8 protein-coding genes are annotated in these 14,821 nt (G+C 48.7%); 1 reads left to right on the top strand and 7 read right to left on the bottom strand.

Annotation, left to right across the window (positions count from 1 at the left end; translation table 11 throughout):
* Positions 1-4: 4 nt before the first annotated feature.
* The 6 genes from KS4_RS10140 to KS4_RS10115 form a co-directional block, all read right to left on the bottom strand.
* Positions 5-796 (bottom strand): sulfite exporter TauE/SafE family protein, encoded by a 792-nt coding sequence (locus KS4_RS10140; protein WP_200761144.1) that lies wholly within the window; start codon positions 794-796, stop codon positions 5-7.
* A gap of 154 nt (positions 797-950) precedes the next feature.
* Positions 951-2,951: a biosynthetic arginine decarboxylase gene (gene speA, locus KS4_RS10135; protein WP_145077618.1), complete on the bottom strand. Its 2,001-nt coding sequence runs from the start codon at positions 2,949-2,951 to the stop codon at positions 951-953.
* Positions 2,952-3,110: 159 nt separating this feature from the next.
* Positions 3,111-3,848: a PEP-CTERM sorting domain-containing protein gene (locus KS4_RS10130; RefSeq protein WP_200761143.1), complete on the bottom strand. Its 738-nt coding sequence runs from the start codon at positions 3,846-3,848 to the stop codon at positions 3,111-3,113.
* Between the two features lie 468 nt (positions 3,849-4,316).
* A complete protein-coding gene (gene carA, locus KS4_RS10125) occupies positions 4,317-5,564 on the bottom strand; it encodes a glutamine-hydrolyzing carbamoyl-phosphate synthase small subunit (protein ID WP_145077613.1) in 1,248 nt (415 codons plus the stop codon).
* Between the two features lie 1,524 nt (positions 5,565-7,088).
* Positions 7,089-9,614 (bottom strand): hypothetical protein, encoded by a 2,526-nt coding sequence (locus KS4_RS10120; protein WP_145077611.1) that lies wholly within the window; start codon positions 9,612-9,614, stop codon positions 7,089-7,091.
* A 326-nt stretch (positions 9,615-9,940) separates the two neighbouring features.
* Positions 9,941-12,415, bottom strand: coding sequence for a hypothetical protein (locus KS4_RS10115; RefSeq protein ID WP_200761142.1), 2,475 nt, complete (start codon positions 12,413-12,415; stop codon positions 9,941-9,943).
* A 349-nt stretch (positions 12,416-12,764) separates the two neighbouring features.
* Between KS4_RS10115 and KS4_RS10110 the strand changes: the two genes are divergently transcribed.
* Entirely contained in the window at positions 12,765-13,505 is a 741-nt protein-coding gene (locus KS4_RS10110; protein WP_200761141.1) for a DUF4393 domain-containing protein, read from the top strand.
* Positions 13,506-13,664: 159 nt separating this feature from the next.
* Here the strand turns inward: KS4_RS10110 and gap are convergent, their stop codons facing one another.
* Positions 13,665-14,684: a type I glyceraldehyde-3-phosphate dehydrogenase gene (gene gap / locus KS4_RS10105; protein ID WP_145077606.1), complete on the bottom strand. Its 1,020-nt coding sequence runs from the start codon at positions 14,682-14,684 to the stop codon at positions 13,665-13,667.
* Between the last annotated feature and the right edge of the window lie 137 nt (positions 14,685-14,821).

The raw sequence follows: 14,821 nt of genomic DNA, 5'->3' as shown, positions 1-14,821 counted from the left end.
TTGATTAGGGAGCGATGGATTTGTAGACGAGCGAGAAAGATGAGAGCGCGGTAGCAGCGTATATGATTGCGTTGAAGAGTGTCTCGTTGACGCGTTTATGCATCCAGATCCCGAGAAGCGAACCGACGGGTATGAAAGGCAGGAAACAGAGAGCCAAAAGAACTGCACCCGGAGATAGGATTCCGAGGAAGAGGAAACCTGGTACCTTGAGCCAATTAATGATGGCGAAGGTGAATACCATGGTAGCAGTCATGCGTTTTTTGCCAAGGTTTTGTTCAATCATGTAGATGGCGACAATTGGGCCGGCAGCATTGGAGAGTGTTGACACTGTGCCGGTGAAGGTGCCGCAGGTGATGCCGCCGTTGCGTGTTTCGGGGATGTGGGGCAGGGGCATGCCCAGGTCTCGCGCGATTTGGAAGACGACGAAGAAGAGGCAGAGGATGCCGACGACGAGCTTGATGTATGTATCGAGTGTTGCAGTGTTATTAGCGAGAAGGAAGATGAGGATTGTTGACGCGAGTACGCCGAGGGTTGCACCGGAGACGATCCAGCGGACATGCTTCCATGATTGGTTATTCCAATGTTGTTTGATGGCAATGATATCTGCGATCATGAGGATAGGAAGCATGAAGCCGAGGGTTTGCTCGATGGGCAGTAGGTTGGCGACGAGTGGTGTGGCGATGACGCCGGTGGAGCCGCCGAAGCCGGATTTGCTGATGCCGATGATGATGGCAGCGATGGCAAGAATGGTGATGACGATGGAGAGGGGGATTGTGGTTGGAAGGAAGTCGAACACTGGAATCTCAGTCTAATGGTTGGTTAGTGGTTTGTAGGTGGGTTGGGAGTGGGGTGTGATAATGTGTAAGTGCGCTATTGCAGGCAGTTTGTGCCTAAGGGCTTGTTGGTCGTCGGCTGGTGCGACGTGAAGAGACGAATTTATCGGGATGAACTTAAGTGTTTGAGTCGGGGTTGAGGTAGGTGGTGCCTGCGAGGCCCTGCTCGTAGAAGAGACGAAGGGCTTTACCTTCGTTGACGGTGAGTTTTTTGTTTTTGATGGATTGCTCGATGATGCGGCGCATGTTGCGGCGAAGCTCTTCGGGTTCGTATTGAACGTAGCGAAGGACTTCGGAAACGGTATCGCCTTCAACGACTTCGTCGATGGAGACTTGGTTGTTGTCATCGAGTGAGACGTGGACAGCATTGGTATCGCCGAAGAGATTGTGGAGGTCGCCGAGGATTTCTTGGTATGCGCCGACTAGAAAGACGGCGATGTAATAGGGGTCGTCGGTGAGGGTGTGGAGTTCGAGAACGTCTTTTGTGCCTGTGGCGTCGATGAATTTTTCGATGCGTCCATCAGAATCGCAAGTGATGTCGACGAGCTTGCCGCGGCAGGTTGGTTCCTGGTCTAAGCGGTGAATAGGGGCGATGGGGAACATTTGCTCGATGGCCCAGCTATCGGGGAGTGATTGGAAGACGGAGCCGTTGATGAAGTACGTGTCGGCGAGCATGGCTTCGAGGTTGGCGAATTCCTCGGGCATGTCGGGCAGTGTTTTGACGATGGTGAGAACTTTGGAACAGATGCCGAAGAAGAGTTTTTCGGCGAGGCCGCGTTCTTGGAGTGAGCCGTACCCGAGGTTGAAGAGTGAGAGTGCTTCGTCGCGGTTCATCTGCGCATCATGGTAGTATTCAATGTAGTTGTCGGTGTTGATTTCTGCGAAGGTTTCGTAGAGCGTTTGGACGGGTTTGATGAGGTCTTCTAGGTTTTTGGGGGTTGCTTCGGGGAGCGGGAAGCGTTTGAAGCCTGACCAGCCAAGGATGTCGAAGACGAGGACGGAGGAGTATGCGACCATGGCGCGGCCGGACTCGGAGATGATGGTGGGGTGTGGGACTTGTGCGGCGTCACAGGCTTCTTTGATGTGGAAGATGATGTTGTTGGCGTATTCTTGAGGGGTGTAGTTGATTGAGGAATGGGCAGTGGATTGGGAGCCGTCGTAGTCGACGCCGAAGCCGCCGCCGACGTCTAGTAGTTGCATTGATGCGCCGGATTTATGGAGCTCACAGTAGACGCGCGCGAGTTCGTTGACAGCTCGCTTGATTTGGGCGGAGTCGGAGAGTTGGGAGCCGATGTGGGAGTGGAGGAGCTGGAGACAGTCGAGCATGTTTTCGGAGCGGAGGATTTCGATGGCGTCGAGGAGTTCGGAAATGAAGAGGCCGAATTTGGATCGCATGCCACCGGAGTCTTCCCACTTGGATGCGGCGGTGGTGGCGAGCTTGACGCGGACGCCGATGCGGGGGCGTACGTTGTGCTTTTTGGCACAGCGGATGATTAGACGGAGTTCGGAAAGCTTTTCGACGACGGGGATGATGTTGCGGCCGATTTTTGAGGCGAGTATGACGGCTTCGATGAAGGCATCGTCTTTGAAGCCGTTACAGATGATGGGGGTGTCATTGTCGGTGACAAGCGCGAGGACGGCGAGGAGTTCGGGTTTTGATCCGGCTTCGATGCCGAAGTTATGTTGTTTGCAGAAGCCGAGGACTTCTTCGACGACGTGTCGTTGTTGGTTAACTTTAACGGGGTAGACAGCGCAGTAGTTGCTTTGATAATCGTTTTCTGTGATGGCTGTTTGGAAAGCGGAAGCGATTTCGGCGAGCCGCTCGCGGAGGAGGTCTGTAAAGCGAAGTAGGATGGGGGTATGGATATCGCGGCTGCGAAGTTGATCGATGAGTTCTTTTAGGTCGATAGCAGCGGAAGATGGGGCTGCGACTGAGGGGGAAATGGAGGAGGGGGGGAGAGAAGGGGGGGGAGCGTCTTGTTTGGGGTGGACTGTGAGATGGCCTAAATCGTTGATGCCAAAGTAGCCTTTACCCCAGGCGGGGATGCGGTAGAGGTCGGCTGATTGTTGGAGGGACCAGTCGGTGGATTGAGTTGTGTGTTGTGTGAATGTGCGCATCCCAAAAAGCCTCAAGGTGGTGTGAATGATGGACGGCGTATTATAGGTGAGTTGTGAGGTGAAGCTCAATTGGGTTGACGATGTGAGCATGAAAAATGCCCGCTACGATGAGCGGGCACGTTATCTTCCATGATGGTTGGGTAATCTATTGCTTGATGCTTAGTTGGTACGACGACGACCAAGTAGAGCAATCATGCCCAAGCTGCAGAGAGCGAGCGAGGCTGGCTCAGGTACAACGAGGTAGTACTGGTTGAATTTGCTCAGGTGAGCATTGCCAGCGATTGTTGGATCGGCAGAACCACGGACTGAGATGTCCTTGCTGATGTAGAGCTTGGTTTCTGGATCGAAGGTTGCTTGATCGCCGGTGACGTTGGAAGGGTCATTTTCTTGATAGTAGACACCAAGTTCACCAACGCTGTTGGGATCGAAGACCGTTGGGGGTTCGGTTGTGATATTTTCAGCGATGCTGACAACGCCTTCGCCGGTTGTGGCGTATGAAGTTGTCCAGAGCTGCACGCCAGTGATGGCAGTTGCGGCGTCGATGCTGAATTCAATGTTTGTGGTGTACTGTGTGTTGGTGCCGGCTACCCAAGGTGCGAGGAAGGTGATACCTACGCCGCCATCACCATTGGTGAAGGCGCGAACCTTGATTTCACTTGCATTGATGTCGACATCGCTGCTGGTGGAAGCGACGAGCCAATCATCGAAGAATAAGCCTTCGACTTGGAGACCACCGTTATCGATGATTTCCTGAATGGTGACATCTGCTGACGGGTTACTTGCGTCGAGGTCCCAAACGATGGCTGCTGTGGAGACACCTGCAATAGAGAATGTCATAGCGGCGGCGATTGTGGCACCTGTGGCAAAACGTATAGATTTGCTGGCGAAGTTGTGCATTACCCAAGCCCTCCTGCGTCTGCGTGTAGGAAAAGCAGACTGCGGATTGTTGCCGAGACTAGATACAGGTAGGAGCGTATCCATCTAAGCAATATGTTGTAGAAAGTTCGTCGTACAAAAAGTATCGTCAAAAACTACAAAGCTGACTGAAAGAAAATCAGCGATGCCGATAAAGAAATGGGTTGCACATACATCCTTGCAATCTCCAATCCTCCGGCGTTCACAGGGTGAATAGATGTGGTCGCTGAAAACCATTTCATATTCACTCATCTGAACAGTTCTAAAGTTAACCGCTTACCAAATGCTTTGCAACATGTTTTATATAGGTATAACACTAAATATTATGAAATTGAGGTTAACTGTGTTATGGACTGCGGTATTGATATAAGTTGTTAAATTGATAAGGTTTGCCCAAAATTTGCGAATGTTCGGGGTGCTATATTTTGCCTAGTTTAACAAATGGTATTGCTACTGATCGCGAGACGTGGCAGTGAGCAGGTCATTTCGACGGCGTTGGGCTGTGTCCATTTGCTCGCCAGTGGGTGACTTACCGGACTGCATCATGTCGATGAAGCAATCAAAGAGGTAGCGAGAATCGTGTGGGCCGGGCGAAGCTTCGGGGTGGTATTGGATGGCGAAAACGGGCATTTCATTGTGACGGAAACCGGCGAGTGTGCGGTCATTGAGGTTGATGTGGGTTGCTTCTGCGCCGACGTGTTCGAGTGATTCGGTTTCGACGGCGAAGCCGTGGTTTTGGCTGGTGATCTCAACTTTGCCGGTTTCGAGGTTCTGGACGGGCTGGTTTCCGCCGCGGTGGCCGAATTTGAGCTTGTATGTTTCAGCGCCGAGTGAGAGGCAGAGGAGTTGATGGCCGAGACAGATGCCGAAGATGGGAAGCTTGCCTGTGAGGGATTTGAGAGTTTCGATGGTTTCTGAGACGGCAGCGGGGTCGCCGGGGCCATTAGAAACGAAGATGCCGTTGGGTTGATGAGAGAGGATTTCCTCGGCGGAGGTGTTCCATGGGACGACAATGACGTCGCAGCCGGAGTCGGTGAGGTTGCGGAGGATGTTGAGCTTGGCACCGCAGTCGATTGCGACGACACGGAAGGCGTTGGTGGGACGTTCGACGGTACCTTGGATGGGAGCCCAGTCGCCGAGATCTTCATCCCATTGAAGGGTTTCGGATCTTGAGACGGTTTCTGCGAGGTTTTTACCGACGAGTCCGGTGGATGCTTTTGCTTCGGCAACGAGTTCGGCGTCTGATTTGCTAGTGTCGGTGGTGATGACGCCGTTCATGGCACCGTTGATACGAAGTTTACGGGTGAGGGCGCGGGTATCGATGCCGGTGATGCCGGTGACGTTTTGTGAGGCGAGCCAATCTTCAAGTCGTTCGGTTGAACGGAAGTTACTGGCGAGGTTGGCGAGTTCACGGACGACGAAGCCTGAAACTTGGATTTTAGAGGATTCGAGGTCGGCGGGGTTTGTGCCGTAGTTGCCGATGAGGGGGTAGGTCATGGTGACGATCTGGCCGGCATAGGAGGGATCGGTGAGGATTTCCTGGTAGCCGGTGATGGAGGTGTTGAAGCAGACCTCGGCGTCGACAGTGCGTGATGATACATCACCAAAGCCTTGTCCATGGAAGACTGAGCCGTCCTCAAGGGCGAGGCGTGCGGGAACAGTTTTGAGATCGACGGTAGGATTCGTTTGATTTTGCATCTTGGGGGGGATTTTACAGATTTTTGATGTTTCTGACGAATAGGGGACGCGTTACTCACAATATTACTCATAAGGCGGGGCGATATCTTGTGTGGTGAGAGGCCGAATTGGGATTGTGAAAAGGCTGAGGGTGATTGGGTGAAAATCGGCCTTGACATGAATGAAGATGTCAGCTTATCCACCGGTTATTTTCCTGAAATGCACCGTAAATCAACAAAATGGAAATATCTTGCGACAGATTGCTGGGGACGGCATGATGCGTTTGTGAAGTGGGATAGAACAAGAAGTCGGGCGGATGACAAATTCGCTGGGCTGACTGGGAGCTGCTAGTGAGAGGCTTGTGGTCGAATGCTCTTTGGCAAGTGATATGGAACGAAGATGGGTGAACCTAACCCCACACGGCAAAAACTGTGATCGGGAAGGTGAAGCTCATCAAGATTGTGTCGTAGTGGATTAAACGAATCATTGCGTTGCTGGCACGTTCAGATTAGCCAAGGGCTGATGATGACGTGCTGGTGTGCGATTGCGGGGACGTGATCGACGTGATGATCTATGAGATGAAGCTGCGATGAGCCGTGCCGTCGGTCGTTTACCTTTCAGCCCGTTGGGTTTGTTTACGCAAGTAGATGGATCTGATCCGCTGAACCGTAGGCCACCCCCGGTTTATTCCCCCTGATAAATCAGTTTTGTGATTCGGTATACAGCAATGTGTATTTGAGGCAGCGAGACTGAAGGGAAGGAAACTGGAACAGTTCAATGGAGCCTCTCCGCTTGGAACTGTTGCCTGCTCGGGTTCGTCTGAATGCCTGTTGCACCCCTCCGCATACAGGATAGGGCGGCAGTTTCCTTGGAGTACTGCGTTGTGTTAGATGTTTTGTGATCATTGATCGGTTGATGTTGATTGTACTGGTGTGCGATTGATATTGGTTGATTCGTGAAACAATGCGGATGCATAATGTGGGATTCCAAAGTCATGGCTGGATGCGTATGCATTCGGTATGCCAACCCCACTGGCAATGATCGACGTGTAGCTGAAACTGTAAGAAGGTTTTCGCCGCGAGGAAACGTGTATAAATGATTCGGTATGCCATCGGGTCGTGTACACGGATCACTGCGGCCAGGCCCACAGATGATGCGAAGCCTTTTGATGTGTTTACTTGCAAGTGAGCACACTCGAATGAGATCGCCATGACATACGGCTGGAGTGGATCGGTTATAGTTGTGTTCGAAGAGACACAGTTATAATGGGTCAAGCAAGATCGTGTCAGGAAAGCTAAATACGGTGTTGTGAATCTCCTTCACTATCTATCAGCTTGGACGTTGGTGGGTGATGAACATAAAAACAATCTAATCAGCGCTTCGGTACTGTTACGTTCTGTATCATCTGTTATTGACAAGAACATGTGGCATGCATGTACTTGGGGTAATCGGTAGCGGCACGGCTAGCAGCTTCTTTTTATGCGCATTAAAGGAAGGCATGTCTCGTACATGCCTTCCTTATTATTTTAACTTGAGCGATATCGATCAATGATTCGATCTTCGGATAAGCAGTAATGAGCCGGCGAGAAGTAGGGTGATCGCTGCGGGTTCTGGGATGACAGTGATTGTGCCTGTGACGTAGAGGTCTGATGTATCCCACTGGAGTCCTGCAGCAAGTGATGCGCCTGCGAGATCAATGTTGTCGAATGTACCGGTAAGCGAATTCCATTCGAGGATATCGAAGCTATCACCGAGAGAAGCGTTGAAGCCGTTGTACCATTGAACGAGGAGGTCGCCGTCGAGTGCGAGCTGCTGTAATGAACCGAAGACGTCGTATTCGGAGCCGGGCAGGGTGCCGCCAATTTCAATTGTTAATTCGTGATTGCTCCCAAGGATAGTGTTGCCTCCGTTAACGGTGTAGCCAGGGGAGAAGCCAAGACGTGTATCGCCTTCAAGGAAGATGGTTCCTGTTCCACTTGTGCCATTACCAGAGAAGGATCCATAAACAACCAATGTGGAGCCATCTGAAACATGCAAAATTTTGTCGTTAATGATGTCATCCCATAGCGTCATGTTTGAGTTGCCTGAGATGATTACACGACCATTGTTTTCGATATCGCCACGTATTGCACTGGTTCCAAAAGTGATTGCAATATCACCTTCATTTTTAATGAGATCAGTTCTGAAGTTGCTATTTTGAATACTCACCAATCCATTGTTGTTATTGACCAATACACCGAATCGCGCATCGAGATGCCCATCAACAATATCAATGACACCAGTGTTGTTGATATTCATTGCTCGCATCGTATCACCTTCAAGAATCCGTAGTTCACCTGTTGGTGTAATCAATGTCGCACCGTTTAGTTCACCAGATCCTTCGATAACACCAGCAAGAAGAATCATGCCTGCTAATGGACTAAGTAATTGAGGGTGTTCTGGGTTTCCACCAATTCTAAATGTTGTGCCCAGTGAGCCGCCGGTCATTTTTACTCGTGTATTTGCTGCAATATCAATGTTGCTTTCAGATGCAAAATGCATCCCTGCTTCAACGGTGCGATCTTCTAGCATTGCCAGGATGGCATAGGAGCTGAGTTCTTCAGTTTGTGTGAATCGACCTTTAAGCATGCTGGCGTTTTGCGGGGTGAGCAGGTTGCCGATTTTGAGTGAGCCGCCGTTGATGGGCAGTTGCATGTAGATATTGGTTTCGCCTGTGAGTTCGATGTTTTGGCCTTGTAGGATGCCTGCTTTGCTGATGATCTGTGAGAGTTCGTGGCCGTTGTATATATCCTGTTCTTCGGTAAAGCGGATTGTACCGAAATGAAAAGCGTAGACCGAATCATTCATGAATATTCGTGATGCTTCGACCACGCCACCGTATTGTTGGAAGTTGGCTGTATTTAGGGATAGGTGTTGTCCAGCTGTGATGGTGCCTGCATCGAGTGTGACGTCGATTGTATAAAAGTCGGAGCCGTTGAATGAGATGTAGCTGTTGGCTTGCATTCGTGAATCAATACCGTGGACGGTAATGTCAAAGTCATTTGCTCCTAGATAATCCGAGAATGCGATGCTGCTTCCTGAGCTCATGGTGCCGCCATTCAGGATGTTGACGTCAACACGTTCATCGGTAAATCGGAAGATACTGATTTCTGAAGCGGTGCTGAGTTCGGATCCTTGGTCTGTGATGAAGATTCGATTTGAATCTGCTGATCGGAAGCTGAATGCTTGCAGATGACTGCCATTGTTAATACGTGTGCTTCGATTTGATGCAGAATCAGTGATAGAACCGCCCAGTCTTAATGATTCGTCGATGACCATCACGGAGTTGTCGCTCAAGTTGAGGTTTGTGTTGTAGCCGAGAAACATTTGTGATCCGACATTGAGTCTCGAATTGTTGTGCAGAGTAAAGTTTGCGAATAAGTTGTTGTGAAATGTTACTTCACCCTCGACTGTCGCTTCGCTGTCACGTAAATAAAGTCGTGCCGATGGTGTATCTTCGGCGTTATCTGATTGGCCATAGATCATGTTGCCGCCAACAAAAAGTGTGCTCGCGATGAGATCTGTTTCGCTAAACGAATGATGCGATGCATTGAAGTCATTGATCACACTTAGGACAGAATCGTTGGCGATCTCGATGTGGCCGTTTGAATATTTGACTGTGCCGGTGTCGAAATTGAATGCGGCGACTGTTCCGCCGTTGCCGGCATAGAGGTAACCTTGGGTTATTTCGAATGGCACACTTTGTGCTTTAGAAACAGCGATGTAGTTTGATGAGTACACGGAATCTTCGCCGAACACATTAAGATAAGCGTGACGATTCATACTCGAACCAATGATCGTTGATATAGCAGTAACTGTTTGCCCATTAGTGACTGATACAATTGCATCATCAAGAGAGAATGCAGTTCCAAGTAAAGCGACATTCCATGTACCGTCTTCGATTGGCGTGTCATTAAAACCACTGATTGATGTTGGTCCGGAAATTGAGATTCCTCCCATCGCAGCATGATTCATCAAAAAGCCGGTTGTGGTTAAACACGTCAGAAAGCCATAAGTTAAAGCGCGTAGCATAATCGTTCCCTCTCATACTTGATTAGATCCATCAGGTTGTTCAATTGATTGAAAGTTTGTAGGAGCTTTCAAATAGTTCTTGCGGTACATGCCATGCTCTAATACAAATATCACATGGTTCTTTGTTACGAATTCACCGCTTTGTGCAGATCATAAAAAAAATGAGATACGCAAACTATTCTCATTTGCCCTCGCTGTATTGGGGAAGTCAAAATTTAAAAGTAGCAAGATGGCTGTCGCATAATTATGGCTAATAACGATATGGGTATAAAAAAAGCTGGGATACTTCATCCCAGCTTTTGCAATTTTTAGTTGTTAAGCGAATTTCATGCTGAGCGTCTTCTAAGTAATGCGAACATTGGTACTGAAAACAACAGTAATGATGTTGGCTCAGGAACAACTTTGATCACGCCACTTGTATAAAGACTTGATGTATCCCATGAAAGTTCAGGTGCTAATGCTGCTGCTGACAAATCGACATTATCAAATGAACCAACAAGTGTGTCCCAGTCAAGTATATCAAACTCATCGCCTGCGTCTGCTGCGAATCCATCATACCATTCAACGATCAAGTCACCGTTGAGTTTCAGTTCTTGTAGCGAACCGAAAACATCATGTTCCGTGCCAGCGATAGTGCCGCCAATCTCGATTGTGAGTTCATGATTATTACCAAGCGCTACATCGCCGCCCATGATTGTTTCACCAGGAGAGAAACCCGGTCGTGTGTCACCTTCAAGGAAAACGGTACCTGTACCTGTGGTTCCAGCACCTGCGTATGAGCCGAAGACGACGAGTGTGGAGCCGTCAGCGATGTGCATGCTAGAGTTCTGCTGAATGTCATCCCAGATGGTGACGTTGGAGTTGCCGGAGATGATGATGCGTCCGGTACCTTGGTTGACGATGTCGCCGTGGATGTCGGTTGTACCAAAGGTTACAGCGAGACTGCCATCGTTGGTGAGATGATTAGCACGAAAGATGCCGTTGCGGATGATGATGTCAGCGCTGGCAGAGCTGATGACGGGGCTGGTGCTTGCATCGAGATGGCCGTTGACGACTTCGATGCGGCCTTCGTTGAAGAGTTGGCCGTTGACGCGGAGTGTGTCATCGTCGAGTGCACGGATTTGTGCGACGTTGAGGTTTGCGACGATGCCGTTGAGGTTGCCACGGCCTTCGATGATGCCGCTGTTGACGATACCTTGTGGTGCTGCGAGTGTGCCGCCGTTCATGTCGATGAGGTGATTGATGAAGATATCCATTTGTTGGCCTGATTCAAAGGTCATGCCAGAGTTGAGTTGACTGCCTTTGAGTATGCCGAGCATTGTTTGGGAAGTTAGTGGTGAGCCTTGGCGTATGGTGCCTGTTTGGAAGTAGAGTGCTGCGGTGTTATTGATTTGATTAGCAGCGAGTGTGCCGCCCCGTACGACTAGTGGCGTGTAGATGTTGAGATCGCTTGCGAACTCGATTTCCTGATTGGCGTAGATGCTGTTGTTGGTGAGGATTTTGTCGATGAGGACATGGCTACTGAAGAGATCAGATACATTGCGTAAGTAGATGTGGCCGAAGTTGAAGTTGTAGGTTGAGTCATCGTAGATGAAGATGTCGTCAACCTGGACCGAGCCACCGTTTTGTGTGAAGGTTGCGCCGTTTCTGAGTCGTAAGTCGTCACCTGCGTAGATAGTGCCGCCATCGAGGAAAGCATTGAAATTAGTTCCTCCACCAATACCGAAGCTGATATCGTAGCGTGCTCTCATAAGAGAATCATTGCCTTGCACGCGGACGGTGTAGCTGCCAGTTGATGTTTCGTGGCCCCATAAAGAGATGTATGCTCCGGAATTCAAGCTGCCGCCGTTGATGATGTTAAGTTCACTGTCGAGATCACTGTTACCAGCCCGGATAGCAATGCTTGAAGCAGAATTCCAGGTTAGTAACTGTGAATCATCAATGGTGATATTTGATTGGCCACGTATCGTAAATTCATAGGTGCCAATTGAAGATCCGTTACGTAATGTAATGTTGCGAGTTCTTCCACTGGTCGCACCTGCTTGGCGATCAGCATAGAGAATGCTGTCTGCTCGGAGATGGGATCTGTTTGTGAGGGTTGTGGATGAGTGAGCGGAGAGCACGAGATCGTTCATGTCTAAGCGGGATTCGGTTTCGATGCTTAGTGTTGTATTTGTCCATGGGCTGAATGAAATGTCGCCTGCATTGACTGTTGCATTGTTGTAGAGATTGAGTGATGTTGTTGTGTGTTTGAAGCCGTTGCCAATTGACCAGTTGTCAGATGAGACGTTGAGCTCTGACCCATCACTGATATAGATATTTGCTTCACTTTCGGTGCCTTGTGAAATCAAGCTTGCGTTCAGTGTTGAGTTGCTTGTGACGGTGACGTTTGCTTCTGAGTTTGTATAGACACCGAGCCAGAGGTTGGCAGTGGTGACTGTAGCGTCGTTCTGGACAGTCAATGAGCCGTTCGCATTTGCGCCTACAGCGAGTATGGTTGAAGAGTAAGTTGAGCCAGCGTCTTCGACGAAGAGTCGGCCTTCGATGCCAGTACTGTTGCCAATGTATGTGTTCTCAGCGTTTGCATCATTGCCTTCGGTGATTCTAAGTTCCCCAAAGGTAGGATTGGATGGATGGCTGGTGCCAAGGCGAACGGTTCTCCAATCTCCAGCATCAAATGGTGGGTTGTTAACGCTGATGACGGTGCTGCCAGTTCGAACTATAGCGGCGTTAACAGGGGTTGAATAGATTGACATAAAGCTGACGATTAATATCAAGCCAAGGTAACACAAACGGTTCATCTTTTTCCCTTTCAAGAATATATGCATAGCAACTACGCATTACCCTAATCATAAGATAGAAAGTGTATAGAGCATTTATCACAGACATGCTGCTGTGGAGATTTCAAATGTAGCATGGCTGCATTTAGCCCACGGTTTGGTCGCAAATGCGATGAGATACTTTATCAATCGGAAAAGACTATGAAATAGGGAATATACGGAAAAACACTAAAAATTCGTATTAATGTGAAAAAGAAAAATCGTCTTGTTTTATTTGTGCTGTTGATGAAATAAGAATTACATTCAGTAAATGTACGTGCCTTTATATAATGATTTTGGTCATTTTATATACAAAATCGGAGGCGAAGATATGACCCCAGGAACGGTAATTGAAATTGCAAAAGCACTTGGTGTTAAAGAGATACTACCAGAGGTTTATCGGGATTTGTTAAAGCCAACAACTCAGTTGGCAGGACAAAAGCTATTCATTGTTGCAAATGCGCTTGGCAAAGCATTCGATCCACTCGAAGGTGCAGTATGGGGTTATGATTGTATTAAAGATTGGATATGCTCGAAGGTATTAGAGAAGTTTACAGCTGAAGATCCTGCAAATATTCAGTCGCCTAAGTTGTCGATAGCTGGGCCGATTATGATGAATTTGCATTTTGCATATGAAGAAGAACATTTGAAGGAGATGTATGCAAATCTGTTAGCGGCGGCGATGCACAAAGAGAGAGCGGATTCAGTGCATCCATCGTATGTGCATGTGTTGCAGCAGTTATCGTCGGATGAAGCATTGATTTTAAATAGTATGACAAACCAGTTTAATGATGGATTTACAATTAGACATAAAGAGGATGGTATTCACCAAATTTCTTTTGGTGTACATTTCTCAAGTATATGTAGATCGATCGAGGGAGTGGATGAAAAGCAAGCCTGTACATACTTAGACAATTTTATACGATTACGCATTTTTCAGATTGAAACTGTATATGAAAAAGATTATTTGAGTATGGACGACTACAACTTACTTAGTGATTTACCAACTGATACTTTTAGTGAACTGTCTATTACAGAATTTGGAAGCGGGCTTATAGCAATATGCATTTAAATTACTGCAAGGATTTTTAGATGTATTTTTTTGATAGAGCCAACAAAAAACCACGACCCTAAGGCCGTGGTTTTTTTATTATTACTTCAAGTAATTCTTACCTCAGGTCATGAAGAGATTCGGTGTTTCGAACTCAACACTTCCGGGGGCGAGGGTGAATTACATGAGGCCGTCCTTCTTAGCCATGAGGCTCATCAGGTCGATAACGCGGTTTGAGTAACCCCATTCGTTATCGTACCAGCTGACAACCTTGAAGAAGGTGTCGCTGAGGCCGATGCCAGCGTCTGCATCGAAAGTCGATGATGCTGGGTCAGTGATGAAGTCGCTAGAAACGACTGGCTCGTCTGTGTATGCGAGGTAGCCCTTCATTGAACCTTCAGCAGCTTCCTTCATCTTCGCACAGATTTCTGCGTATGTGGTTGCCTTGCCGAGTTTCACGGTGAGGTCAACAACAGAAACGTCTGCGGTTGGGATACGGAAAGCCATACCTGTGAGCTTACCCTTAAGTTCTGGGAGAGCCAGACCAACAGCCTTCGCAGCACCGGTTGATGCAGGAATGATGTTGAAGCCACCAGAGCGGCCGCCACGGAGGTCTTTCTTAGAAGGACCGTCGTGAGTAGGCTGCGTTGCAGTGATCGCGTGAACGGTTGTCATGAGACCTTCAACGATGCCCCAGTTGTCGTTAAGAACCTTAGCGACAGGTGCGAGACAGTTGGTGGTGCATGATGCGTTAGAAACGACCACGTCTTCGATGGTGTATTCTTGATCGTTAACACCCATAACCAGAGTCTTGACGGTGTCAGGAGTCTTGGTTGGAGCAGAGATCACAACACGCTTAGCGCCAGCAGCGATATGCTTCTTAGCACTGTCGCCATCGGTGAATAGACCCGTTGATTCAACAACGTAGTCCGCGCCAACTTTACCCCATGGGAGGTTTGCTGGGTCACGTTCAGCTGAGACTGGGATTGTCTTGCCGTTGACGACGAGTGCGCCGTCTTTAGCTTCAACGGTACCGTCGAAGCGACCGTGAACGGTGTCGTACTTCAGCAGGTATGCCAGTGATTCAGCTGGGAAAAGGTCGTTGATGCCGACGAATTCGATGTTCGGGTTATTAATGGCAGCACGGAAGACCAAGCGACCGATGCGACCAAAGCCGTTAATACCAACTTTAAGAGCCATTGCTCATTCTCCAAAAAAACGATTAACGTTTGATTCTTGAGTGTTAAGCGCCCAGGATCGGGCATGAATAACAGAGTAAAAGGTAGGAAGTTGCACGCTCTTGTCAAGCTGGCCTCCAGTTAGCAATTGGGTAAAAC

The organism is Poriferisphaera corsica (assembly GCF_007747445.1).
Classification (GTDB): Bacteria; Planctomycetota; Phycisphaerae; order Phycisphaerales; family Phycisphaeraceae; genus Poriferisphaera; species Poriferisphaera corsica.
Note: the sequence above shows the minus strand (reverse complement) of the source record. Positions and strands in the feature narration are given on the sequence as shown.

Bases quoted from the DNA above. Each gene is read 5' to 3' on its own strand.
- speA (WP_145077618.1), bottom strand. From the start codon at position 2,951: ATGCGCACATTCACACAACACACAACTCAATCCACCGACTGGTCCCTC.
- KS4_RS10130 (WP_200761143.1), bottom strand. From the start codon at position 3,848: ATGCACAACTTCGCCAGCAAATCTATACGTTTTGCCACAGGTGCCACA.
- carA (WP_145077613.1), bottom strand. From the start codon at position 5,564: ATGCAAAATCAAACGAATCCTACCGTCGATCTCAAAACTGTTCCCGCA.
- KS4_RS10120 (WP_145077611.1), bottom strand. From the start codon at position 9,614: ATGCTACGCGCTTTAACTTATGGCTTTCTGACGTGTTTAACCACAACC.
- KS4_RS10115 (WP_200761142.1), bottom strand. From the start codon at position 12,415: ATGAACCGTTTGTGTTACCTTGGCTTGATATTAATCGTCAGCTTTATG.
- KS4_RS10110 (WP_200761141.1), top strand. From the start codon at position 12,765: ATGACCCCAGGAACGGTAATTGAAATTGCAAAAGCACTTGGTGTTAAA.
- gap (WP_145077606.1), bottom strand. From the start codon at position 14,684: ATGGCTCTTAAAGTTGGTATTAACGGCTTTGGTCGCATCGGTCGCTTG.